The 25,802-nt window shown below is 54.6% G+C and carries 19 protein-coding genes and 1 tRNA gene; 15 read left to right on the top strand and 5 right to left on the bottom strand.

Features of this window, described 5'->3' with window-relative positions:
* Positions 1–28: 28 nt before the first annotated feature.
* Positions 29–256 carry a hypothetical protein gene (locus CX511_RS03385; protein WP_101292012.1) on the bottom strand — a complete coding sequence of 76 codons (228 nt, stop codon included), beginning with the start codon at positions 254–256 and terminating at the stop codon, positions 29–31.
* Positions 257–588: 332 nt separating this feature from the next.
* Between CX511_RS03385 and CX511_RS03390 the strand changes: the two genes are divergently transcribed.
* The 5 genes from CX511_RS03390 (at position 589) to CX511_RS03410 (ending at position 10,971) form a co-directional block, all read left to right on the top strand.
* Complete coding sequence (locus tag CX511_RS03390; protein WP_101292013.1) at positions 589–1,464, top strand: hypothetical protein; 876 nt, start codon at positions 589–591, stop codon at positions 1,462–1,464.
* Between the two features lie 2 nt (positions 1,465–1,466).
* Positions 1,467–3,800 carry a UvrD-helicase domain-containing protein gene (locus CX511_RS03395; RefSeq protein WP_101292014.1) on the top strand — a complete coding sequence of 778 codons (2,334 nt, stop codon included), beginning with the start codon at positions 1,467–1,469 and terminating at the stop codon, positions 3,798–3,800.
* 688 nt (positions 3,801–4,488) lie between these two features.
* Positions 4,489–5,649, top strand: a complete 1,161-nt coding sequence (locus CX511_RS03400) for an IS30 family transposase (protein ID WP_220639100.1) — start codon at positions 4,489–4,491, stop codon at positions 5,647–5,649.
* A gap of 273 nt (positions 5,650–5,922) precedes the next feature.
* Entirely contained in the window at positions 5,923–9,936 is a 4,014-nt protein-coding gene (gene eruA / locus CX511_RS03405; RefSeq protein WP_101292979.1) for an NACHT domain-containing antiphage protein EruA, read from the top strand.
* Positions 9,937–10,509: 573 nt separating this feature from the next.
* Positions 10,510–10,971, top strand: a complete 462-nt coding sequence (locus tag CX511_RS03410; protein ID WP_101292980.1) for a hypothetical protein — start codon at positions 10,510–10,512, stop codon at positions 10,969–10,971.
* 227 nt (positions 10,972–11,198) lie between these two features.
* On the opposite strand, the gene CX511_RS03415 is transcribed toward CX511_RS03410, so the two are convergent.
* The gene (locus CX511_RS03415) at positions 11,199–11,480 is read right to left on the bottom strand and encodes a helix-turn-helix domain-containing protein (protein ID WP_101292981.1); all 282 of its coding nucleotides are present in this window, start codon (positions 11,478–11,480) and stop codon (positions 11,199–11,201) included.
* An 84-nt stretch (positions 11,481–11,564) separates the two neighbouring features.
* Between CX511_RS03415 and CX511_RS03420 the strand changes: the two genes are divergently transcribed.
* From CX511_RS03420 to CX511_RS03455, 8 genes are all read left to right on the top strand, one after another.
* Complete coding sequence (locus CX511_RS03420; protein ID WP_143527750.1) at positions 11,565–12,011, top strand: hypothetical protein; 447 nt, start codon at positions 11,565–11,567, stop codon at positions 12,009–12,011.
* Between the two features lie 701 nt (positions 12,012–12,712).
* Positions 12,713–15,778, top strand: coding sequence for a formate dehydrogenase-N subunit alpha (fdnG, locus tag CX511_RS03425; RefSeq protein ID WP_143527752.1), 3,066 nt, complete (start codon positions 12,713–12,715; stop codon positions 15,776–15,778).
* Entirely contained in the window at positions 15,778–16,728 is a 951-nt protein-coding gene (fdxH, locus tag CX511_RS03430) for a formate dehydrogenase subunit beta (RefSeq protein ID WP_045182505.1), read from the top strand. The genes fdnG and fdxH overlap by 1 nt, the downstream gene beginning before the upstream one ends.
* Complete coding sequence (locus CX511_RS03435; RefSeq protein WP_045182507.1) at positions 16,725–17,378, top strand: formate dehydrogenase subunit gamma; 654 nt, start codon at positions 16,725–16,727, stop codon at positions 17,376–17,378. Before fdxH ends, CX511_RS03435 begins: the two co-directional genes overlap by 4 nt.
* A 4-nt stretch (positions 17,379–17,382) precedes the next feature.
* Positions 17,383–18,309, top strand: a complete 927-nt coding sequence (fdhE, locus tag CX511_RS03440) for a formate dehydrogenase accessory protein FdhE (RefSeq protein WP_045182509.1) — start codon at positions 17,383–17,385, stop codon at positions 18,307–18,309.
* An 81-nt stretch (positions 18,310–18,390) separates the two neighbouring features.
* Positions 18,391–19,821, top strand: a complete 1,431-nt coding sequence (gene selA / locus CX511_RS03445) for an L-seryl-tRNA(Sec) selenium transferase (protein WP_045182511.1) — start codon at positions 18,391–18,393, stop codon at positions 19,819–19,821.
* The gene (gene selB / locus CX511_RS03450; RefSeq protein ID WP_101292983.1) at positions 19,818–21,737 is read left to right on the top strand and encodes a selenocysteine-specific translation elongation factor; all 1,920 of its coding nucleotides are present in this window, start codon (positions 19,818–19,820) and stop codon (positions 21,735–21,737) included. Before selA ends, selB begins: the two co-directional genes overlap by 4 nt.
* A gap of 5 nt (positions 21,738–21,742) precedes the next feature.
* Positions 21,743–21,838: transfer RNA gene (locus CX511_RS03455), tRNA-Sec, on the top strand.
* A 30-nt stretch (positions 21,839–21,868) separates the two neighbouring features.
* Here CX511_RS03455 and CX511_RS03460 read toward each other — a convergent pair.
* Genes CX511_RS03460 through CX511_RS25395 form a run of 3 tightly spaced genes read right to left on the bottom strand, consistent with a single transcriptional unit; the run spans position 21,869 to position 23,661 of the window.
* Positions 21,869–22,714 carry an alpha/beta hydrolase gene (locus CX511_RS03460; RefSeq protein WP_045182514.1) on the bottom strand — a complete coding sequence of 282 codons (846 nt, stop codon included), beginning with the start codon at positions 22,712–22,714 and terminating at the stop codon, positions 21,869–21,871.
* A gap of 9 nt (positions 22,715–22,723) precedes the next feature.
* On the bottom strand, positions 22,724–23,518 hold the full coding sequence (locus tag CX511_RS03465; protein ID WP_045182516.1) for a TSUP family transporter: 795 nt from the start codon (positions 23,516–23,518) through the stop codon (positions 22,724–22,726).
* 17 nt (positions 23,519–23,535) lie between these two features.
* The gene (locus CX511_RS25395; RefSeq protein ID WP_259407430.1) at positions 23,536–23,661 is read right to left on the bottom strand and encodes a hypothetical protein; all 126 of its coding nucleotides are present in this window, start codon (positions 23,659–23,661) and stop codon (positions 23,536–23,538) included.
* Between the two features lie 321 nt (positions 23,662–23,982).
* Between CX511_RS25395 and CX511_RS03470 the strand changes: the two genes are divergently transcribed.
* Positions 23,983–24,867, top strand: a complete 885-nt coding sequence (locus CX511_RS03470) for a sugar nucleotide-binding protein (RefSeq protein WP_045182518.1) — start codon at positions 23,983–23,985, stop codon at positions 24,865–24,867.
* Entirely contained in the window at positions 24,860–25,792 is a 933-nt protein-coding gene (locus CX511_RS03475; protein ID WP_045182520.1) for an NAD-dependent epimerase/dehydratase family protein, read from the top strand. Before CX511_RS03470 ends, CX511_RS03475 begins: the two co-directional genes overlap by 8 nt.
* Positions 25,793–25,802 lie beyond the last annotated feature (10 nt).

The following is a 25,802-nucleotide window of genomic DNA, read 5'->3' on the forward strand; positions in this document are numbered from 1 at the left end:
TACTGCCGACTGAGGTGATAGGTTTCGATCAATGAAAACGAGGAGGGGGATCGCCCAGCGCCTGTCGCTGATACTCGTTGACCGCTGTAAAAAGCGCTTCGGCCTCCAGGCGAAGGCTCTCCACTTTCTCCGCAGGTAGCTCCCCCTGTGCTTCTTGGTATCGACGTAATGCGGCCACCGCCTGAGCCATCAACGGTTCGCCTGCTTTCATCAGTTCTTCCAGGTCCACTTCTAGCCGCTCGTTATCTTTGCCCATAGAGACTACGCCATTAATCATTTGGTCAAAGCAGTTTAGATTGCGTGGCATTGGAAGGGGCTACCGATCCCAGAGGATTGAGTGTCGATGGCTTGCTGAATCAAAGGCTCTGCCGCCTCGATCATACTTCCTTATAAGGGCGGTCTCCCGTTAGGTCTCTAAGCACCCTGGCGCTGCCCCTCCCCGGCGTGAGTATGGCATTATGCCTTCCATCAACCAGCATCTGAATAGGACGAACGGCAATGCTGCGTAATCCGTGATCGCGAATCACGTCTCGGTCGCTTTACCCTAATGAAAGATTTATACAAGCATTTAACTCGGACGTTAAAAAAATGCCATTAGTTCCACAGATTGAAGCTCGCGATTTCTACAAGAATATGCCCAGCCTTGACCATGAGACTGGGGACATATGGCACAACCTCCCCGGATTTGGTCTTCCATATAACCTAATGACCACTGGGATTGTAATCTCTCCAGCCTGCGATTTGAGTCAAAAAAAAACTGAAACAGCAACAGTGATTCCTATAATTCCCATACACGAATATCTTTACAGTAAATCGTTTTATAGCGAAATCTGGAATGAATTATCCGATCGCTTAAAGCCCTATGGTGCAGATGATCATGCCCCTTCTGATAGATTTTCCCACCCACCCCTCCATCTCATAGAGAAATCGCTTCAACAGCTTGAAGGCGATCGAAAGCAGATCAGTTTATATAACCGTCTAGCCGCCTATAAAGAGTACATTCAATATACGCAAGCGCTTCCTGGCGCAAGAGGCAGTAAAAAGCCAGATATTGAAGTTATTTTTTCAGGGAGAAGGTATGGTGAAATTCTAAAGAAAATATTCTGCAACTCTTTTAAATCAGATATTCACTTTTTTCCTGCTTACGGAGCCCCAAGTGACTTCGCGCCAATTCCACACCACTCTGTAGCATTGTTTAGGTACGTTTACTCCATTCCTCTTGAGATTCTTGACGCAGCACAGTCCTCGAGAGAAGAATGGTGGAAAAACGACTGCCGGGGCATGAGCGGTACCACTCCACTAATTGAGCACTTCGAGGAATACCCATTAAAAGTTTCCAGGCTAAAGGATGATTTCCTAACAGACTTGATTTCTAGATATCTCGGTATGTTTATGCGCTTAGGGTCGCGAGACTTCACCAAGGCATCGCTTGATAAATTCGCAACAGAAATGAAGGGGCTTTAATCATGTATTTAGCTTTAACCCAAGGTATGGCAGAGTGGTTGCTTCCTAAAATTGGAGTGATCGAAAGAATTCACAATACTCTATTCGAGATAGTTTGCACTCCTAAAATACTGTCGGGTTCAATTTTTTTGGAAGGCCCATTCCGATTAGCTGCTAACACTGAAGGAACGCTTCTATGCCTGTGGCACGCCGACTACCTCAGCGGAACTGGTGACGAATCATTCGCTCTAATCAAACTTTCTGGTAGCACTTCTCTTTTTTCAGAGCCGGGAATTAGCAAAGAGTCATTTGAGCGCTCCATATACCTTGCGAATCAACGGCTACAAGGGTTACTTGTCGAGGGTGCATTTATGCACCGGAAACATGATGACAACATACACACCCTTCTGGCCGGCCGCGGAACAGAGGCCAGGCAATATAGCCTCGGATATTTTGATGTTGTCAAAGGCGCGGAAGAATCCTCTACTCGCACCCTAGTCTCGGCCGGCCCGAGCGACAGCTTTCGCGCCGTAGTGCAATGTATTAAAGCTGAAATAAAAAATCTAGAATCACTTGAGCGCCAAGCTAATACTTTAATAAATGATAGCAAGCTCGAGAAGCCCAAGGCATGTGAGACTCTTGATCTTCTGGCTGCAAGTGTTAAGAGTTACTTTGAAGAAAATACAAAGCAAGAAGACTTTTTTCATGCCCAAGTAAATACAAGCGAGTCCTCGATTACAAACGATGAGGTTTACAAAACATTAAACTTCACCTTGAGGGACTGGGTAAAGGTCGATAGCCCCCTGACCGAGGCCCAGAGAAAAATCCTTACACCAGATGCACTCGATAGAAACCCCATTCGAATCCTAGGGCCAGGCGGGTCTGGGAAAACCCTGTTAATGCAGCTACTTGCACTATTTAAAGTAGTTAATTGTAAGGCTCGAGGTGACGAATGCAAAATTCTGTACATTGTCCACAGTGATGCGATGCGTGCAAAAGTCATTCAAAAATTCGAGATATTGTCAAGTGAACATCCCGAGCTATATCAAGATCATGTAGTTGTTACTACTCTTTCGGAATATTGCAGAAAGAAACTTGGCTTGGAGCTAGAGTCTATTCTAGATCCTGATGCCACCGACGCTAAGCTATACCAACTGCATCAAATACTTGAGGCTTTAGCTCAGGAAAGATCATCATATGAGAAGCAAATATCCTCAAGCAGCTTGCTAACTACAGTGTACCAGAACAAAAACTTAACTGATATTTTTGCGAAGCTAGTCCTTGCTGAAATTTCAATTGCCATTAAAGGTCATGGGTATGAGCAAGACCGTCGACGCTACGTCGAATCCGAACGAAATCTTAGTAGATTTCACGGGATTCTGACGCGCGACGAACGGGATTTCGTTTTCAGCCTATTCGAATGGTACCATAGTGAAGTGTTTGAAAAATATGGAGCTCTAGATCCAGACGATATTGCGCTTTCATTGTTTGGTTCGATAAAAACACCAGTTTGGCGACTACGACGGAAAAGCGAAGGCTTCGATTATATTTTTGTAGATGAAGCGCAACTGTTTAATGAAAATGAAAAGCGCCTATTTTCCCTACTGTCGAATGACAAAAAATCTCACATCCCAATTGCTTTAGCATTAGACGAGGCTCAATCTTTTTATGGGCAGTCTAATGCGGGGCTTGCAACGCTCGGAATTAAAGATATATCAAACCAGAGCCTTGATTCCATTAGGCGCTCTACTGTAGAAATTGCAAAGCTAGCGTTCTTTGTCATCCAGCGAAGCACAAATCTTTTCAGTAGTGATTTCCCTGACTTCACATCAATTGAAAGCTTTCACATGCCTGCAAAGGATAAGCGATTTGGAAAGCCATCTTTAGAAAAGGAGGCTATTGACTCCCGAGACTTCGGGCGGTTCATTCTTCGCCGGGTTCGTGAAATGCGCGCCGATAATATTCGGCAAATTGCGATCATCTGTCATACCGAAAACTATTGGGCCGAGATTGAAGGCGAGCTATCAAAATCCGATTTGCCGTTTCAAGTCTTGCGCGAGCGAGGAGAAAAAATCAAGGCGGATCAACCTGTAGTAGTGCTATGTCGACCTGCTCAAGTTGGTGGCCAAGAATTTGATGCTGTTATTATTGTTGGATTAGAAAAAGGCGCGCTGACGGTCAAGGAAAACCCAGCCCTTGAGTCTGCAATAGAGCAACAGATGATCCGCGAAACGTATCTTTCGGTTACTCGGGCAAGATACAAAGTAATATTCGCAATATCAAAATCCGCTACAGAAAATGAAATCCTAAGCGATGCTATTACTGCAAGCTTAATAAATAAAAAACAAGGAGCTTAAGGTGGCGCTCAGCCCTAAGTTTAAACTCGGGCTGAGTGTCATTCAACTTTTTAAAATAATAGGTATGGAGTGGGAGCATGTTGCTCAACTTTCCTAACTCATGCGCCGGATTGTTGAAGGGCCGATTTGGCACACAAATGACCTGGACGTTGTGAGTGAATATCGACGGCAGTGACCATTTTGCCTGGACTGATAACCCGCGCTCTTACGAAGGTATTCCTGGAATCTTATTGTTTCACTCGAGTAAAAAGCGATAAATGCTATCTCAGCAGAACTCACTCCGACGGTGCTTTAGTATTAACGAGAATAGGCGCCAAAGCTCTATACAAAGGAGATTTGGTGCCTTTTCACTTATCCGCAGTGATGCATAATTAATCACTATTTGGCATAACTTTAAACAGCTAGACCGAGCCGTAAGCGCCCATAGCTTTCAGTCGCTACTTGTAGAATCAGCCCAAAGCGGCAGAGGAAGACCGTTTTTTGCCTGTCAAATCAGACAGCTTCGGGTGAAGTGTGAAATTGCACTCCACTTGACCACTGATTGCATCGGATTTTACCAGCAGGTGTAGTAAACATGATCGGCTGAGAGCTGTGCATTGCTGCCGGCGGCGACAGGCAGAAATCGGCTGTGGATTCAACCGGTCGATGCAACACACTAGATTCTGTGTAAGCGGGAGGGGTGTTGCATATGAAGCAAAGACCACGGATCTATTACACCGAAACCCAGAAGGCTTTGATGTGGGAGCACTGGCGTAAGGGAGATTCTCTCCAGCAGATCGCGCAGTTGTTCGACCGCAATCACTCATCGATACAACGCATTTTGGCGGAGACCGGGGGTATCCAGCCTCCTGCGCGTCATCGCTCCAGATTGGCGTTGTCATTGGCTGAGCGCGAAGAGATTTCACGTGCGGTGGTGGCAGGAAAGTCGATCCGTTCGGTGGCATCGGTACTAGGGCGAGCACCGTCCACCATCAGTCGCGAGATCAAGCGCAACGGCGGTCTTGGAAGCTATCGAGCAAGTCAGGCCGAGCAAGCTGCCTGGAGCCGAGCATGTCGCCCCAAGATATGTAAACTGGCTAAGAACCCAACAGCGGCGCAGATCGTAGCAAGCAAGCTCCAATTGCAGTGGTCGCCGGAGCAAATTGCTGGATGGTTAAAGCGCGAATTTCCAGATGATGCGAGCTCTCAGGTGTCACACGAAACGATCTATCGAACCCTCTTCATTCAAGCTCGTGGAGCCCTGAAGAAGGAATTGCTAGAGCACTTGCGGCGCACCCGAGCAATGCGACGTTCGCGCCATCACACGCAGAAGAATGAGAATCACGGCAAGATTAGCGATACGGTTTCAATTAGTGAACGTCCAGCTGCGGTTGAAGATCGAGCAGTACCTGGCCACTGGGAAGGTGATCTGTTATTCGGCAGTAAGAACAGCCAAATCGCCACGCTTGTCGAGCGTCATAGCCGCTACGTGATGCTTGTGAAAGTTGCCAGCAAGGACACCGAGTCAGTAATCAACGCACTCATTGAGAACGCTCGCCTGCTGCCCCAAGAGCTTTACAGGTCACTGACTTGGGACAGAGGTAAAGAGATGGCTGCCCACAAGCGTTTCACATTGGCGACCGATATCCAGGTCTACTTCTGTGATCCTCAGAATCCCTGGCAACGTGGCTCAAACGAAAATACTAACGGCCTGCTACGGCAGTACTTTCCCAAGGGCACCGACATTTCGGTCTACACGCAAGACCAGCTCAATGCGGTGGCGAGGACGCTGAATGAGCGCCCTCGAAAGACACTAAACTATGAAACACCGGCAGACAGGTTCAGCCAATGTGTTGCATCCACCGGTTGAATCCACAGCCAAAAGCGGTCATTCAGATGTATCTACCAACTTGGAGGCGATGTAGAGTGTAAACGCAAAACAGCATCACGCACCGATGATCAGACAGCTAGCTCTTGCTGAGATTGGCACCGTACCGAAAAAACTGAGCGTCAAGTTTTTTACAAGCCCAATTTTGGGTAAAAATGGCTTACCATCATCAGCAGGAACAGTCAGTGAAACTGACCTGACTGAGATGACGTAGCACCGTAAATAAGGTGCATTCAAAAACGCAGAATTTATCCTATGAATTCAACTTTCTACCTTCCGCGCAGCCTCTCCAGTAAAGAAAGAATTTACACTGAAGAAGCGTTGCTTGCCGCTTCGAATTACGTTGTTGTCCTAGCAGAACCCGGAGGCGGAAAAACTGAACTTATGGGAAGCCTAGCGCGACAGCTAGGAACCTCAACCGTTACCGCAAATAAGTTCAAACACTTGGGGGCCGACACCGAGAATTCCCCGCTCGTGATCGATGCGTTTGATGAGTTGGCCAAACTCGATCAAACGGGCATTCACAGCCTTCTTGCTAACGCCAGAAAAGCTAAGCCAACGCACGTCATTATTTCGAGCCGATCCAGCGAGTGGGGTACTGCTGCCACCAATGCATTCGAAGACTATCTAGGATGCTCACCGCTGGTGGTTAGGCTTTGCGAGTTTGAAGAGGGGGAACAGCGAGAAATTTTTCATCATCATGTCCGGGGTGAGGAATTTTCAAAGTTCCAAGCAGAAGTAGCTCGATTCGACTTAGGAGCGTTACTCCCTAACCCCCAATTTCTCAAGATGTTTGCAGATGCCTATATTGAAAGCGGCAGACACTTTACAGATAAGCGAAATATATTTTCACAAGCGGTCGAGCGGCTGGCGAAGGAAGCTAACGTCAATGTAGCACAAACGCTATCCATCAAACAAAGGGTTGCTCTGTCGTCCGAAGTGTTCGCCAAGCTTTTGCTGGCCGGAGCAGAAGGCATAGGGACGAGCGAGTTAACCGCAGATCGAATCTATCCACTGCTGGCATCACTTTTTGACAAGCACACTGCTGCTGAAGGCATCTTGGCAACTCGGCTTTTCAAACCTGGCGATAGTGCAGATCAGCATCGACCCGTCCACAAGATCGTTGCTGAATACTGTGCGGCAGACTACCTTGCAAAGCGGATCGCTGATCCAGTTGACCCTCTGACATTACATAAATGCCTACCTATCATCGCTCCGAACAATGCAGTTCGAGATGAACTCCGGGGATTACTGGGTTGGCTCGCGGCGCTAGGCAACAGATCCATTCAAGAGACTGCTATTGAGCTTGATCCCTATGCGGTACTTGCGAACGGTGATCCCTCTCAACTTGAGCACTCCTCAAAACGTCTACTTATACAGGGCCTGAAAGACGTCGAAACGAAGGACCCCTATTTCCGCCGAGGAGATGCTTGGCGCCGGTTCAGTGCTTCAGGTTTCTTCACCCAAGAGGTTATGACAGAGATTAAACCCCTGCTAGCGAGCGGCAGTGATGGGCATTTGCGTGATTTAATTCTTGAACTGTTGACGGGGTCACCAGCGATTGCGCATCTGACGCAAGAGCTGCGTCAACTAGTGTTAGACTCAAGCGAGAGCGAACACACTCGCTTGTTGGCTAGCAGATGTCTGCTCGACCTGTCCGGCCATGACCATCGCGCCGATTTAGCAGTCCTAGTCTCTGAGGCCAGTCATACTTCTCTGAAAATTGCGGTAACCATCCTAACGACTATCGGCGTAGAAGCTTTAGGTTTAGATTACCTCGCCAGCTTTTTTCGAGTCTGCTCAAGCCTTTATCCTCGTCATCAAGTACCTTACAAGTCCTCAGTCGGCACTCGTTACTTCATAAAGCGCTTCGTTGGCGGACTTAATTTAATGTCAATCGAGTGGCTACTTGATGACTTAACCAAAGACCTTGCTTGCACATGCAAGAAAAAACATTATGAATGCGACTGTCGAATTGGAATCAGCAAAATTGTAGGACTAATGCTGGATCGATACTTTGACCTGGCAATGCCTCCTTTTGCCGCTAAAAAGGTTTGGCATTGGATCGAAAATCTGATTTTTCATGAGCAAAAATCAACAGATCAGAGCAAGTCAGTTCAAGTACTTCAAAATGACGATGGATTGCGCCGAGAAATTATGGCGCAGGCACTTGGCCCCCTTACCAATAGCGATGATATTTTCGAGACCAAAATACAGAAATTTGATTTTCACGCTCACTCCGGCCTTCGCTTTCAATCCGATGATTACAAATTTATAGTCGACCTGGCATTTGAAATTGATAACCCAGCCCTGTGGGCGAGCTACATCGCAATGCATAGCTTCAATCAAAGCCAAGCACTGCGAGGCCCAAACAAATTGCGACGACACATGCGTGAACAGGCATTGGAGAAGCCTTCTTTAATGCGCGAGTGGGCAAAATTCAACAGAGCAATCGCGCAACTTGCACAATCCCAAAAAAAAAGCATGTCTACCCACAGACGGATAATGAGACGCCGCCACCGGGAACAAAGCGACATCAATAAGTTGAACATCCAATATTTGCGGGACAACCGAGAGCTTATTGAAAGTGGTCGGCATTGGAATTGCCTTGCGCGCTTTGCTGATCTCGTACTTAACGCGCCCGATCAAATTGAGCATGAATTCGGTGATGAAGTGCTCGTTCGTAAAGCTCTCAGAAACTGCCTGGATTTCATTGCTCCCAATGTACCTAATCTGCTCAGGCTTGCACAATTACAGTGTGCATCGCAGGGCGCGCACACTGAGCCTGTTCTTTTTGCAGCTTGCTTGGAAATCATGCGCAGCGACGGAAACCTAGAAAATGTCGATCTGCCGTTACTGAATGCGCTACGAACTAATCTCGACATGGGCTACGGTGCAGTGTCGGATGAAGAACGTGATGCGCTGAAAGATGAAGTCAACCGATTGATTTTCGCAGGTACGGGAAGTGCCGAAACCTTTCTCCGGCAATATGTCGAGCCCCAACTCGCACAAAAGGGCTGTCAACACCCCGAAATTTGGTTGTTACGCGGTGATGAGGTCTTCAGCCAACTACGGGCAGCAATCTCAATAGAATGGCTTGACCGATTTTCTGATCTGGCGCTCGGGCCGCTTGATACGCTCTTTGAAATTGCGGCCGAATTCGGTGATCGCGATGCTCTTCAAAAAATCATCGCAGAACGTTGCTCAGCTTTTATGTCCGCGTGGCCCAGTCCGACCGGCGATGAAGACCTCGAAAATAGGCGCATTTTCTGGTTAGTGCGCACTTTCTATTTTTTAGAAGACGCGCCTGAAACATATTGGAACTGGCTAAAAACCGAAAAGAATAACATATTTTCGCTTAGTGAGCGCTCAGGAAGATTTAACTATGGCGAGCACTCCCATTGGCCCAAGCTCACATTAAGAAAAGTGGTGGCGGTTCTAGAGGCCTTCATTGACAAGTGGCCAAAGGTAGACCTCCCGAGCCATTGGGGTACGGGAAGCCCCGATGAAGAAAATGCGTACCGCTTTTTGAAAGAAATTGTTTGGTTAATCGATTTAGACGTCTCCGATGACGCCGTCCGTGTCATTGATCGTCTCCTTGCCGATCCGAAGTTCGCAGACATGTACAACGATCTTAGGAGCATACGTGCTCGTAAAATCAGTCAGATTGCACGGAGGTCTTTCGAACCGCCAACGCCACAGGAAATCGTCGATCGACTGGATCGCGACATGGTGGTGAATGTTGAGGGTTTGCGCCAAGTCGTCCTCCAAGAGCTTCAAGATTTTCAGAAAGCAATAAATGGTGGTGAATTTAACTCTGCGGATCGCTTTTACGACAATGATAAGCACTTGAACGAAGTACGAGCTACCGAGATCATTGCTGAACGTCTCAGTCTAATACTCAAGCCTCAAGGCATCACAATTACGACGGAGCACCAGCTAAAAAGTGCTAACCGCAGCGATTTCACTGCGACAAAATTGATTGGCGGTACAAGACGGCTGCTTGTGACTGAGGTAAAAGGTCAGTGGCATAGAGAGTTATATACTGCCGCGGCGGCGCAACTATATGCGCGCTACTCCATCCACCCCGATGCTGAACACCAAGGCATTTATCTTGTGATCTGGTTTGGCCGAGATGTGAACGTCGCAGGAATTAAAAACCGAAATATCCACACCTCTCAGGAGCTGAAAAGCAGCATCGAGAAAACGATGCCACCAGAGCTAGCTGGGCTAATCGATGTGTTTGTTCTGGACGTTTCTAAACCCTAAAGAAGGATCGTACCGAATGAGCGCAGCAGGCCTAGAAGAGGCCATATATTGCAGTCCGAATCCTTCTAGTTTTGTACGCAGGCGGAATGACCGCTTCTGGCCGATTGCTTCCCTTCGCGAGAGACCGATTTGGGTCGTTCTCTGTCGGTCGTTACCCTGGCGTGTGCTGGTCAAATCGAATGCAAACGGTTGGTCAGCACGGATGCAATTGACAGTGGCAATGCAAATGAGTAGTCAAGTCCATGCAATTACACAGTGAAGGCTGTGTGAGAACGTAGTCGAGCCTTTAGGGCGTCCAGAAACAGACCGAAATCACGCCTATACACAAAATCTAGCTCTGGCCAACCAGCCAAAGAATCACGGATTTCAAATAAAAATACCGTGTTCGATTCGTTCATGACGTTTCACTCCGGCAGGGTCGTTTGCGGCTTCCCGCCGGGAAACCTATCAGCGAAATGGGCCTCAGCGCGTTCCCGGACTCCTTTCTTTAAAAGTAAAAGGTGCTCGACTCCTTGCTTATGTGCTACGACAATCACGAGACACATAATTCACGGCGTTGATTCGGTAGCCCACATGCGCAGAGCCTATCTAGATTGTGAGTTCACTTCGCTGGACGAATTTCGCGAGTTAATTAGCCTCGCGTTAGTCGTTCCTGATGGACCAGAATTTTATGTCGAGATCGAAGATGGCTGGGTGCGCAACGATTGCTCGAATTTTGTTCAAGGGATAGTGCTTCCATTGCTTGCGCTTGAACGATACGGCAGACCGATGACAGTAGCCAGAGATGAGCTACAACTCTGGCTCCGACAGTTCGATGAATTAGAAATAATAAGTGACGCGCCGCATTGGGATTGGCCATTGCTAATTCGCCTCGCTGGCCCTTCCGGGCTTCCAAAAGGAGTATCTGCAGGGACAATTTCGTATGCTGACAAGGCATTAATGGAAGGTATTGTGTTTCCGCACCATGCTCTCGAGGACGCCAGGTTGATCGCTTCCTTTGTGGAGCCCCTTCGGAACCGACACGATATTATTTAGAAGTCGGGGGACACCAAAATTCAGGTAGACACCACCGCTTCAAGCGACAGAGTCAGGAAGGTGCCGACGTAGCATGCAAGTGAGATCGGGCAACTCTGCCGCATCAGTGGGTGTTGGCATGTGGGACGCAAGGTGGCTTGAAGGGACGCTTACTCTGTTACCAGTGATACTTCCCAATAGATCCTTTGAAATTATTTGCATTGTCGCGCCGGTCGTCCACAGCATCCTTAAAGCCCAATCTCTTTCAGTTCACTGCGAATGCGCTCAAGAACTTCATCCGACGTCTTACCGCCCTGTGCTGTGAGGTAACCAGCGATGATGATGCTGGCAGGGTGTACACCAAGGACATTGGACATCTGCTCGATCTTGTCGAGTGAAGCGCTCCACCTGCCTCGCTCGATATTGCTGATGTAGGTCTGGCTCGGTCCCATACCCTCTTGAGAGAAATTCCGATTCAGTCGGTAAGATTTCAGTACCTCTCCAAGCGCCCGCTTGAGTTCCGTTTGCATTTCAACAACTCGCAAAGGGAACGATGAAGCCGTGTCGGAGCGCTTAGTTCTATGCTATATATAGTATATTTTAAGGGCGCGGACATGTTTCTGACCTACCAGCAAGCGAAAGTCGATCGGTTTGGGCTTTTTGGAGATGACCCCACGACGTGGAGCTACGTCGAGCACAACATTCATCGCCCTTGGTTCTATGTGGCTACTGCGGATCAAGACGAAGAATTTCCCTTGCATTCCATGTTGATGGTCAGTAGCGATCAGTTGCTGCGATCACTCGTGGACAGTCAGAGGGACGGTTTGCTGCTGGAAAGCGTACTGCTCGTTAGCCCAGATCACGTTAACAAGTCTGGGCGATGGATGATGGAGCCTCTAGAGGCGATTACACGTTTTGAGTCTTCTGTGGGGGTTGCCTACGCTTACCAGGTTCTCGGTAATCGGACCTATTTCTACGGTGATGAAGAGGTCACTGTTCAGGAGGGCGCTCGATGCGAAACGTGGTTCAGCATATCCATGCTTTCCGGAGCCTCCCGGTAATACTAGGGATTTCGCGCATTGGTCCCTAAATTCGATGCTACCTCAGGGTGATCGTCACAGTTGTTCTGCTCAACGAGAACGGCGATGCCATCGGAAAGGGAGCTGAAATAACAGCCAAGCAGGGTAATTTCCCGAGTCTCCGGCCAGCGGGCGACTTTTTGCCGCTCTTTCGCCACAGCCTGCGGCTAAATCATACGGACGGTTGGGGGTGCGTTGCTGACATTGTTAGGGGCAATAGAGAAGTCGATATTGTGTTGGCTGAGTACGTGGTAGTAGCATGTCACAATACCTGCTGAATTCATCAGGAAGGTAGCTGCCCTTTAGCAGCAGCGACGCGAAATCATGATTGAGGTCGCGTCTGCAAACGTAAAGAATTTAGGTTCGTTGGGGCCTAAATTTGACAGAGATTTTTACGATTTCTGAGAAAGGCCTTAGATATCATGGCTTTATCGCAAGCGTTAGGTTTCTAGGTGCTCATTACCTTTTTGATTTGACACGCCCGTGTCTGATCGTAAAGGCCTGTAGCTTGCGCTACAGGCCTTTTTTATTGACCTGTCGCAACCGATTGCGTCGCTTTCACCACCCGTTGCCTGATTCTTGACTACAGTATCAACTGGTGACTGCTACAAACGTCACCACCGTGATCGTTCAAGAGACGCCGGCAACGTCCCGCGCGTCCACCACCTGATCAGGAGTGCACGATGGATCTCAACCGTCGGCAGTTCTTCAAGGTCGCCGCTATTGGCCTTGGAGGCTCGAGCCTGGCTGCGTTGGGCATGGCCCCGACACCGGCCTTCGCCGAGCAGGTGCGTCACTTCAAGCTGGCGCATACCAAAGAAGCCCGTAACACCTGTCCATATTGCTCCGTCGGCTGCGGCTTGATCATGTACAGCCAGGGGGATGCGGCCAAGAACGTTGCGCAAAACATCATTCATATTGAAGGCGATGCCGACCACCCGGTGAACCGCGGCACCCTGTGCCCGAAAGGCGCCGGTCTGCTCGACTTTATCCACAGCCCTAACCGCCTGCAGTACCCTCAGGTACGCAAGCCGGGCAGCAAGGAATGGACCCGGGTGTCCTGGGATGACGCGCTCGATCGCATTGCCGATTTGATGAAGGCCGATCGCGACGCCAACTTCATCGAGAAGAACGCCCAGGGACAGACGGTCAATCGCTGGCTGAGCGTAGGCTTTCTGGCCGCTTCAGCTTCGTCCAACGAAGCCGGCTACATGACCCACAAGGTTATTCGCAGTCTAGGCATGCTGGGGTTTGATAACCAGGCGCGTGTCTGACACGGCCCGACGGTGGCAAGTCTTGCCCCGACGTACGGCCGTGGTGCCATGACCAACCACTGGACCGATATCGCTAACGCGAATCTGATCCTGGTGATGGGTGGCAACGCTGCAGAGGCCCATCCGTGTGGCTTCAAATGGGTAACCGAGGCCAAAGCCCATAACAAGGCTCGGCTGATCGTGGTCGACCCGCGTTTTACCCGAACTGCATCGGTGGCCGATTATTACGCGCCAATTCGTACCGGTACGGATATCGCCTTCATGGGCGGCCTGATCAATTACCTGATCAGCACCGACCAGATTCAGCACGAGTACGTGCGCAATTACACCGACGTGTCGTTCATCGTCAAACAGGGCTACAGCTTCGAGGACGGCTTGTTCAGCGGCTACGACGCAGCCAAGCGCAATTACACCGATAAGTCCGGCTGGAGCTATGAAATCGGTGAAGACGGTTTTGCCAAGGTCGACCCGACCCTGCAAGACCCGCGTTGTGTGTTCCAACTGATGAAGCAGCACTACAGCCGCTACACGCCGGAGTTGGCCAGTCAGATCTGTGGCATGCCGGTGGACAGCATGCGCAAGGTCTGGGAAGAGATCGCCACGTGCTCGAAACCGGGCAAGACCATGACGATTCTCTATGCCTTGGGCTGGACCCAGCACTCGATCGGCTCACAGATCATCCGCAGTGCGGCGATGGTCCAGTTGTTGCTGGGCAACGTTGGTATGCCGGGTGGCGGGGTCAACGCGTTGCGCGGCCACTCCAATATTCAGGGGCTGACGGACTTGGGGCTGCTGTCCAACTTGCTGCCGGGCTACCTGACCCTGCCGGCGGATGGTGAACAGGACTACAACGCCTACATTGCCAAGCGCGCTTCCAAGCCGCTGCGGCCGGGGCAGATGTCCTACTGGCAGAACTACGGCAAGTTCCATGTCAGCCTGATGAAGGCTTGGTATGGCGCTAATGCCACGGCTGAGAATAACTGGGCCTTCGACTACCTGCCGAAGCTGGATATCCCCGGTTACGACGTGTTGAAGATGTTCGACATGATGGCCAAGGAACAGGTCAACGGTTACTTCTGCCAGGGCTTCAACCCGATTGCCGCCTTGCCGGACAAGAACCGTGTCACCGCTGCGTTGAGCAAACTCAAGTGGCTGGTGGTGATGGACCCGCTGGCCACCGAAACGTCGGAGTTCTGGCGTAATGCCGGGCCGTACAACGATGTCGATTCGGCGAACGTGCAAACCGAAGTCATTCGTCTGCCTACCACCTGCTTTGCCGAAGAAGACGGCTCGTTGGTCAACAGTAGCCGTTGGTTGCAATGGCACTGGAAGGGCGCTGAAGGCCCCGGCCAGGCGCGCACCGACGTGTGGATCATGAGTGCGCTGTTCTTGCGCCTGCGTGAGCGTTATCAACGCGAGGGTGGCGCTTGGGCCGAGTCAATTCTCAAGCTCAACTGGCCGTATAAGGTGGCCCACGAGCCGACCCCGGAAGAAATTGCCAAGGAGTTCAACGGTTACGCAGTCGCAGACGTCACTGATGCCAGCGGGGCGACGATCAAGGCCGGGCAGCAGTTGGCCGGCTTCGCACAACTCAAGGACGATGGCAGTACCGCCTCTGGTTGCTGGATCTTCTGTGGTAGCTGGACCGAGCAGGGCAACCAGATGGCCCGGCGCGACAACGCTGACCCATTCGGCATGAAGCAGAACCTGGGCTGGGCTTGGGCGTGGCCTGCCAACCGGCGGATTCTCTACAACCGGGCATCGGCGGATGTGCAGGGCAAACCCTGGTCGCCGGAAAAGCGTCTGGTGTGGTGGAACGGCAAAACCTGGGGCGGTACCGACGTGCCAGACTTCAAGGTCGATGTGCCGCCGGAAGCCGGGATGAATCCGTTCATCATGAACCCCGAGGGTGTAGCGCGCTTCTTTGCCCTCGACAAAATGGCCGAAGGGCCGTTCCCGGAGCATTACGAACCGTTCGAGACACCCATCGGGGTCAACCCGTTGCACCCGAACAACAAGAAGGCGATCAGCAACCCGGCGGGGCGGGTGTTCGATTCGGTCTGGGACACGTTGGGGCAAGCCAAGGACTTCCCGTACGCTGCCACCACGTACCGGCTCACCGAACACTTCCACTTCTGGACCAAACACTGTCCGATCAACGCCGTGACCCAGCCGGAGCAGTTCGTCGAAATCGGCGAGGTGCTGGCGAAAGAGAAAGGCATTGCTGCTGGCGACCGGGTGCGCGTCACTTGCAAGCGCGGGCATATCGAAGCCGTGGCAGTGGTGACCAAGCGGATTCGTCCGCTGCAGGTCAACAACCAGACCGTGCACCAGATTGGCATTCCGCTGCACTGGGGCTTTACCGGAGTGACCCGGCACGGCTACCTGACCAACACCCTGGTGCCGTTCCTCGGTGACGGCAATACCCAAACGCCGGAATCGAAGTCGTTCCTGGTCAACGTGGAGAAAATCTGATGGCTAGCCAAGACATCATTGCCCGTTCGGCCACCACCACTGCGCCGCCGTCGATCCGCCATCAGGAGGAGGTGGCCAAGCTGATCGACACTACCAAATGCATCGGCTGCAAGGCGTGTCAGGTGGCTTGTTCAGAGTGGAACGAGCTGCGTGACGAGGTGGGTCACAGCTATGGCACCTACGACAACCCACAAGACCTGAGCGCAGAAACCTGGACCTTGATGCGCTTTACCGAACATGAAAACACCGACGGTAACCTGGAGTGGCTGATCCGCAAGGATGGCTGCATGCACTGCGCCGAGCCTGGCTGCCTGAAGGCCTGCCCGAGCCCAGGTGCGATCATCAAGCATGCCAATGGCATCGTCGACTTCAATCAGGACCACTGCATCGGTTGTGGCTATTGCATCACCGGTTGCCCGTTCAACATTCCGCGGATTTCGCAGAAAGACCACAAGGCCTACAAGTGCACCTTGTGTTCCGACCGTGTCGCGGTAGGGCTGGAGCCGGCCTGTGTGAAGACCTGCCCAACGGGGGCCATCGTTTTCGGCAGCAAGGAGGACATGAAGGAGCACGCCGCCGAACGCATCGTCGACCTCAAGTCGCGCGGTTTCGACAACGCCGGTTTGTATGACCCCGATGGCGTCGGCGGGACCCATGTGATGTACGTATTGCACCACGCTGATCAACCCAAGCTGTACGCCGGCCTGCCGGACCAACCGGTGATCAGCCCGCTGGTAGGGCTGTGGAAAGGCGTGAGCAAACCGCTGGCGCTGCTGGCCATGGGCGCGGCGGTATTGGCCGGGTTCTTCCACTATGTGCGCATCGGCCCGAACCGGGTCGAGGAGGACGAGCACCCACGCGCGCCGGATACCAGTGTGCATGTGGTGGATCCGACCGTGCATGTGTTTGACCCGAACAAGCCAGGTGCGCAAGGGGAGGAACGGCCATGAACGACAAACCCATCCTGCGCTACAACGCCAATGAGCGGACTAACCACTGGATAGTGGCGATCCTGTTCATTGTCGCCGCGTTGTCAGGGCTGGCGCTGTTTCATCCGGCGCTGTTCTGGCTCAGCCACCTGTTCGGTGGCGGGCCTTGGACGCGGATCCTGCATCCGTTTCTGGGGCTGGCGATGTTCGTGTTTTTCCTCGGCCTGGTGTTTCGCTTTTGGCGCGCCAACTTCATCAGTGGTAATGATCGCTTGTGGCTACGTCGCATCGACCGGGTCATGCGCAACGAAGAGGAGGGCGTTCCCCCCATCGGCAAGTACAACCCCGGTCAGAAGCTGCTGTTCTGGACGCTGCTGCTGTGCATGCTGGTACTGTTGATCAGTGGTGTAGTGATCTGGAGGGCCTGGTTCAGCCAGTACTTCGATATCGGCTCGATTCGCCTGGCAACGTTGCTGCACGCCTTGGCGGCCTTTGTGCTGGTGTTGAGCATCATTGTGCACATCTACGCCGGGATCTGGATCAAGGGCTCGGTCAGCGCGATGTTGCATGGTTGGGTCAGTCGCGCCTGGGCGAAAAAGCATCATGAACTGTGGTATCGGGAAGTAACCCGCGAGGATCCGCCGGACTCGCAGATAGGCAAAAAAGGATGACCACTTGAGCACCATTCTTGAACCTGGGCAGATCGAAGCGGCGGCCAGCACGCCGCCGTTTCTCTACCTGCCGCCCGCCAACCTGTTCGCCTTGCGCGCGGCCCGGCTGGACAGCCTCGCCGAGGGCAACGCGCTAGGTGATTACCTGCGTTTGATAGCCGAGCTGTGCCGCATCCAGCAAAGCCTGCTCGATCAACCACCTGTGCCAGCACCTGCCGAAACTGAGCGTCAGCGTCTGTGCCTGGAGCACGGCTTGCCGCCACTGGCCGCTGACAGCCTGGTGCGCGAAGGGCACTGGCTGGCTTACCTGGATGCGTTGTTGCAGCGCTATCACGCACCTGCCAGCGTCGAGCTGGGTGCTGCAGTGAGCACCTTGCATGATGCCAGTGTCGAACAGCGCAAGCTTTGGGGCATCGCCTTGCTCACCGGACAGTTCAGTGCGGTGCCAGCAGCCCTGGTGCCGTTTCTCGGGGCTGCCTTGCAGGCGGCCTGGAGTCATTGGCTGCTGAGCCTGCCGAACACTGAACTCAAGGCTGGCGACAGCCTCTGTCAGTGTCCAGGCTGTGGTTCGCCGGCAATGGCTGGGGTAATCCGTCATCGTGGCAAGTACAACGGCCTGCGCTATCTGGTGTGCTCATTGTGTGCCTGTGAGTGGCATGTGGTGCGGGTCAAATGCGTCTATTGCGAACAGAGCAAAGGGCTTACCTACTTCAGCCTTGAGGATGATCGCTATGCTGCGGGTAAGGCGCCGCTACGGGCGGAATGCTGCCCGGGCTGTAAAAGCTATCTGAAACAGTTGTACCTGGAATGTGACGCCGAGGCCGAGGCCTTGTCGGCGGATCTGGCAAGCCTGGCTTTGGACCTGCGTCTGGACCAGGAAGGCTATCAGCGGCTGGCACCGAACCTGATGCTGGCGCCGGGAGGGGAGTGAGTTCAGCGTCTACACTGAGGTTTTTGTGGGGTGGGAGCTGGCAACATCGGCTCCCACAGTGGAAATGGCCGGAGTTTTTGAATGCCTGCGAATGTCACTGCTCTTCCTGCACGCCTGCCCTCTATCGATACCCTATTGCGTCACCCTGCTTGCCAGCCGCTGATCGACCGCTACGGCCGTGATTCCGTGCTGGCCACATTGCGCCAGTTGCTCGACGATCTACGCGAACCCACTCGCCAAGGCCAGCTGGATGCTGCCGAGCTGGCGCCCTCAGTACTGGCCGGCCGTACCGGTGAACGCCTTGCTGCCCAGCACCGCAGCCAGGTGCGGCGAGTGTTCAACCTTACCGGCACCGTGCTACACACCAACCTGGGGCGGGCGCTGCTGCCCGAGGAAGCCATTGATGCAGTGCAAATGGCTGCCCGTTACCCACTGAACCTCGAGTTCGACCTGGCCACCGGCAAGCGCGGTGATCGCGATGACCTGATTGAAGGGCTGATCCGCGAGCTCACGGGTGCTGAAGCGGTGACGGTGGTCAATAACAACGCAGCGGCGGTGTTGCTGGCGCTCAACAGTCTGGGCGCGCGCAAGGAAGGCATCATCTCCCGTGGTGAACTGATTGAGATCGGCGGCGCTTTTCGCATACCGGACATCATGGCCAGGGCCGGGGTCAAGCTGCATGAAGTAGGCACCACCAACCGTACCCACGCCCGCGACTATGAAGCGGCCATCGGCCCGCGCAGTGGCCTGCTGATGCGAGTGCACTGCAGCAACTACAGCATCCAGGGCTTCACCACCCAGGTTGCTACGGCACAGTTGGCACAGTTGGCCCATCAGCACGGCTTACCGTTGCTGGAGGACTTGGGTAGCGGCAGCTTGCTGGACCTCACCCGCTGGGGGCTGCCAGCCGAACCGACGGTTCGACAAGCTTTGGCTGATGGCGCAGACATTGTCACCTTCAGTGGCGACAAGCTGCTCGGCGGTCCACAGGCCGGCATTATTGTCGGACGCAAGGCGTTGATTGCGAAGATCAAGAAGAACCCCCTCAAGCGCGCACTCAGGGTCGACAAGCTGACGCTCGCCGCGCTGGAGGCGGTGCTGGGCTTGTATCGAAACCCTGACCTGCTGGCTGAACGGCTGCCTAGCCTGCGCTTGTTGACCCGCCCCCAGACCGAGATCCTGGCCCAGGCGCAGCGTCTGGCGCCGGTGCTGGGGCAGCGTTTGGGCGCCGACTGGGATGTCGCTGCAGTGCCTGCCCTGAGCATGATTGGCAGTGGCAGCCAGCCGGTGGCGCGTTTACCCAGCGCTGCCTTGTGCCTGCGCCCGCAACTGTCCAAGCGCTTGCGCGGGCGCAGCTTGCGCGGCCTTGAAGAGGCCTTGCGAGCGCTGCCGATCCCGGTGCTCGGACGTATTGATGATGACGCCCTATGGCTCGACTTGCGCCAGTTGGATGATGAGGTGGGCTGGCTGGCGCAATTGCCGGACTTGCACCTGGCGGAGGCGCCGAGGTGATCGTTGGCACCGCAGGGCATATCGACCATGGCAAGACGTCGTTGCTCGAAGCGCTGACCGGTCAGGCGGGCGATCATCGCCGCGAAGAACGCGAACGTGGCATGACCATCGACCTCGGTTATCGCTATGCGAGCCTGCAGCCGGGGGCGCCCTTGACCGGGTTTATCGACGTGCCCGGCCACGAGCGATTTATCCACAACATGCTGGCCGGAGCCCAGGGCATCGACCTAGTGCTGCTAGTGGTTGCCGCCGATGACGGCGTGATGCCGCAGACCCGCGAACACTTGGCCATCGTACAGTTGTTGGGGATTCCTCGGGCATTGGTCGCCATCAGCAAATGCGATCGGGTTGAGCCGAGTCGGGTCCTTGAGGTTCAGGCGCAAGTCAGTCTCCTGCTGGCGACTGGGCCCTATGCCAATGCTGCACAATTTCCACTGTCCAGTGTCACTGGCGAAGGTGTCGATGCCCTGCGTGAGGCCTTGATTGAAGCTCAGCGTGTGGCCCACGAGCGTAGCCGCCGGGGCGGTTTTCGCCTGGCCATCGACCGTGCGTTCGCCGTGACCGGTGCTGGTATCGTGGTCACCGGTACCGCGCTCGATGGCCAGGTGCAACTGGGCGATACATTGGTGCTGGGCAGGAGCGGAAAATCGGTGCGGGTGCGCGGTCTGCATGCACAGAACCAGCGAGTAGCCGAAGCCTGGGCGGGGCAACGGGTGGCGTTGAACATCAGCGCCGAGCGCCTGGAGCTTGCGCAGATTCGTCGCGGTGACTGGTTGCTCGCCGAATGGCTGCACGGGCCGACGCAGAGGGTGGATATCGAGCTGCAATTACTGGTCAGTGAAATCCGCAGCTTTACCCATTTCAGCCCGGTCCATGTGCATTTGGGCACTCAGGATGTCAGTGCACGGGTGGCGTTGCTGCAGGGAGAGCTGCTGCTTCCCGGTGGCCGGATGTTTGCCCAGTTGCAACTCAACGCGCCGCTGCAGGCTGTGCATGGTGACCGTCTGGTCCTGCGAGACCACAGTGCTCAGCGGACCCTCGGCGGTGGTCGGGTGCTTGATCCGTATCCTCCGGCGCGACAGCGGCGCAGCGCGGCGCGTCTGGCGCAGTTGCAGGCGCTGACCCGTGTCGACAGCCTGGAACAGGCCTTGCCGCCGCTGCTGGCCAATGACGAAGTTGGTCTCGATCCACAGCGTTTGGAGCGTCAGTTCAATCGCCTGCGCAGCAGCTGGGAATTGCCCACCGATGTGCAGGTCATCGCCACGCGTCAGGGGCCGTTGTTGTTTACCGCTGCACGATGGCAGGCGTTAAAGCAGACGATGCTGGCACAACTGGCGCTGTTTCATCAGCAGGAGCCGGACCAGCTTGGACCGGATCGGGACCGGCTGCGCCGGTTTGCCGCCTTGGCGCTGGAGCGTCCAGCTTTTATCAGCCTGCTTGATGAGTTGCTCGCCAGTGGCGCCATTGTTGGCAACGGCCCGTGGCTGCATCTACCCGAACATCAGATTCGCCTGAGTGATGCCGATGCAGCGCTGTGGCTGCAATTACAGCCGTTGCTTGAGCAAGGGCGATTCGATCCGCCCTGGGTCCGTGACTTGGCCAAGGCTGTTGCGCAAGAGGAGGCACAGGTTCGTCTGTTGCTGCGCAAGTTGGCGCGATTGGGGCAGGTGCACCAGGTGGTGCGTGATCTGTTTTATCCTCAAGCCACAATCCGACAAATGGCAGCTATGCTCTTGCAGCTGGCCAGCGACGATCCGGTGGTGCAAGTGGCCGCCTTTCGTGATGTGCTAGGGATCGGTCGCAAGCGCAGCGTTCAGGTGCTGGAGTACTTTGATCGTATCGGCCTGACCCGACGTATGGCTGATCGGCGTCAAATTCGAGCCGACAACGCCTTGGCACAATCGCCAGGAGAGTGATTCATGGAAGGCAATCGCGCCCGGTGGCGCGGCCGGGCTTCAAACCCGGTTGGGGACGGCAGCCGTTCCCGGGCAGGTTCGACTCCCGCTGCCTTCCGCCATTTTCTACTGCTTTGATCTCGCCTTTGCGATCAGCTGTCGGCCAGAATGAATTCGGCCACCGTCTGCGCCACCTGATCCGCTACCCCTGGTGTACTGCGCAAATGTGCGGCGATGCCGTGATCGCAGTTGGAGAGCAACAAGCATTCCAGATGCGGCGGAGGCACCGATTTGAGCAGGGTGCGGGTAACTTCCTCCGGAATCGGACTGTAACGTTGCGCACCGGCCAACCAGAGGGTGCCGGCTGACGTACCGGCACCTTGCCCGTGGGCCTGAGAGTTGAGCCCATCGAACTCCCCCATCACCAGTAATACCCGGCCGGTGAATTGGCGCAGAAACTCGAAACTATCGCAGTCCAGAAAGCCATAGGGCTGGCTGATTGCCGACTTGAAGGCCGGGCCAAAGGGCGCGTCGTGGGCGCTGTCGGGATAGACGGCGGGGCAGATGAGAATCAACTTATCCACAGTCGCTTGCTGCGCTGCCAGCTTTAGGGCAATCGCAGCGCCCAAGCTATGACCGATCACGGTATGGCAGCGCGGTGCGAGATGCCGGTGAAAGCGCAGTGCTTCTTCACGGTTGGTGGCAAGCGAAGGCGCGCGTGCACCGGGCTCGCTGGCCAGACTGTGCCCTGACAGGTTGGCAGTCAGTGAACCGATACCCATCGCCTGTAGGCGGTAGAGCAGGGGGTTGAGCCGGGTGAAGTCTGATTGTGCGCCACCGACGACGAACAGCGGTGGTGCGCGCTCCTCATCGGGAATCAGCAACCGCGCCTGTTGCTGATAGGTGTCGAACGTTTCGGTGATAAACCGCTCGGCTCCAGGGCTGGGTTCATCGTATTGCCAGGCAGAGCGTTGTGTTGAATCCGTGTCGAGTTGCATGGACACCGCCTAAAAGAACTGAAGTTGTAGCCATTCGCCGAGCGGATTATCTGCACTGAGCAATAGCTTTAGCGCCATGATGCAGCACACGCAGACCAACAACGGCTTGATCAGTTTAGGGCCGAAATGCACGGCACACCGTGCGCCCAATTGCGCACCTACAAAAGCCGCGCCCGCCATCGCCAGTGCAAGCGGCCAGACAATTGCGCCACTCAGGGAAAACACCGATAGCGCACCAAGGTTGCAGGCCGCGTTCAGCAGCTTGCTATTACACACCGCTTGCAGCAAGGGCTGGCCGAGCAAAATGACACAGGCAAGCATGAAAAACGAGCCAACCCCGGGGCCAAATACACCGTCATAAAAGCCAATGACTGGCGCCACAGCCAGGCAAAACAGGCTGATGGTGATCTTCGCTTTGCGCTGATGATCGTCCGGTTTGGGGCTGAAGGCGAAGTAGGCGGCGACCAGAATCAGCAGCACCGGCACACAGGCCTGAAGAAGTGCCTTTGGCACCAGGCTCACAGACAAAGCTCCCAAGGCGCCACCCGCGAACGACATAGCGGCCATGGGCAAGCCGCTGGCCCAGTCGATCATGCCTTTACGGGTAAAGGCATAGGTGGCTGACACGGTGGCTGACGCCGCCTGGAACTTGTTGGTGGCGATTGCTGCCAAGGGGTCAATGCCGGCGACGAACAGGACGGGCAAGGTGATCAGGCCACCCCCACCGGCAATGGCATCGAAAAAGCCAGCCATCAGGGCCACGCTGGCCAGGGTCAGTAACAAAGTGATATCGATTTCCAGCATTGGGGCGGTCTCCGGTGTCAGCCACGAACCAGTAGCGGGTCTTGTGTGATCACAATCGGTTGGGCGAAGCGGGAGTAGCCGAACAGGCGCACCTGCTGGCCCAGGTTATCGATGTCAAAGGCAAACGAGCGAGGGTGCACCATTTCACAACGTCCGAATCCTGCATGAGCAAACATTCCTTGTTGTTGATCTTATTGGGGAATCCGAATCGACCGGATGCCAAGCGGAAGACCTGGCAGTCGGCGAATGGATGAACCCGTCATTCAACTCGGTAAAATCCATTCAGGGCGGTCAGATGATTCCGCATGCACTATAGGTAGATTCCTAAATGGCGCCGTTGGAAGTAGAAATGCGTGAACACCAGACGCAAGTAGCGCTTTGGCAGGCCAGCGTTGGACTTCCCCAGCTGGAAAAAGCAAAATGAACCCTTTCCCTCAATCAATCTGATCGGACCTGCTGACTCTATGCGAATGCGCCTGATGCTGTTGGGTGGTGGAAATGCCCTTGGGCAAGCGCTGATTCGCCTCGGGGCCGAGGAAGATATCGGCTTTCTGGCTCCACGACCGCCAGAGCACGGCTGGGATCCGGCCAGCCTAACCCAGCTGCTGGACGACACCCGTCCTGATGCCCTGGTGAACCTGGCCTATTACTTCGATTGGTTCCAGGCCGAGTCGGTCAGCGAAAAGCGTTTGGCCCAGCAGGAACGATCGGTGGAGCGTCTGGCTGAGCTGTGTCAGCACCACAACATCATTCTGGTCCAGCCGTCGAGCTATCGGGTCTTTGATGGCTCGCGTGCCACTGCGTACAGCGAGAAGGATGAGCCGGTGCCGCTCGGTCAGCGTGGCCAGGCACTCTGGCGGATTGAGCAGAGTGTCCGGGCAACCTGTCCGCAGCATGTGATGCTGCGCTTTGGCTGGTTGCTCGATGAGAGTATCGATGGCGTGCTAGGGCGCTTCCTGACGCGCGCCGAGCAGCCCCAGGAATTGTTGCTGGCCGACGACCGCCGCGGCAATCCAACCCCGGTGGACGACGCTGCGCGGGTGATTCTTTCGGTGCTCAAGCAGCTCGATTGCGCCGCGCCGCTGTGGGGAACGTATCACTACGCCGGTAATGAAGCCACCACGCCGCTGGCGCTCGGTCAGGCTATCCTCAGTGAGGCGGCGCAACTGCACAAACTGGCAGTGACCGCACCCACTGCACAGGCCCACGCCGCGCGCCCGGATGCCAGCGAAGAACCGCAACACGCAGTGCTGGCCTGCAAGAAAATCCTGCACACTTTCGGTATCAAACCCCGCGCCTGGCGCTCGGGTTTGCCGCCCCTACTGGATCGATTCTATCGTCATGGCTGATGCCCCAATTCTGATCACCGGTGGCGCCGGTTTCATCGGTTCTCACTTGAGTGATGCGTTGCTGGAAAAAGGCTATGCGGTACGGATCCTCGATGACCTTTCCACCGGCAAAGCCAGCAACCTGCAAATGGACCACCCCAAACTTGAGTTGATCGAGGGTGATGTAGCCGACGCTGAACTGGTCAAGCGAGCCGCTGCGGGATGCCAGGCCGTTGTGCACCTGGCCGCCGTTGCCTCGGTGCAGGCCTCGGTGGACGACCCGGTGAAAACTCACCAGAGCAACTTCATCGGCACCTTGAATGTCTGCGAAGCCATGCGCCTCAATGGCATCAAACGGGTGCTGTTTGCCTCCAGCGCGGCCGTCTATGGCAACAACGGCGAAGGCCTGGCGGTCGAGGAAGATGCACCCAAAGCGCCTCTCACGCCCTATGCCGTGGACAAGCTGGCCAGTGAGCAATACCTGGACTTCTATCGTCGCCAGCATGGTCTGGAGCCGGTGGTGTTCCGCTTCTTCAACATCTTCGGGCCACGCCAGGATCCGTCTTCGCCGTATTCCGGGGTGATCAGCATTTTCTGCGAGCGCGCCTTGAGCGGTACCCCCATCACGCTGTTCGGTGATGGCGAGCAGACCCGTGATTTTCTCTACATCGCCGATCTGGTCGCGGTAATGGTACAGGCGCTGGAGTTGCGGGAAGTTGAAGAGGGGGCAATCAACATCGGCCTGAACCAGGCGACTTCCCTGAATCAGTTGCTGGACGCGCTCAAATCAGTATTGGGCGGGTTACCGGCGATCAGTCACGGGCCTGCGCGCTCTGGCGATATTCGCCACTCACGGGCGAACAACCAGCGGCTGCTGGCGCGATTTGAGTTCCCGCAGCCGACACCGTTGGCCGTTGGCCTGGCCCGATTGCTCGGCAAAGAATAAAAAAAGCGGC

The sequence above is a fragment of the Pseudomonas sp. S06B 330 genome (assembly GCF_002845275.2).
GTDB lineage: Bacteria > Pseudomonadota > Gammaproteobacteria > Pseudomonadales > Pseudomonadaceae > Aquipseudomonas.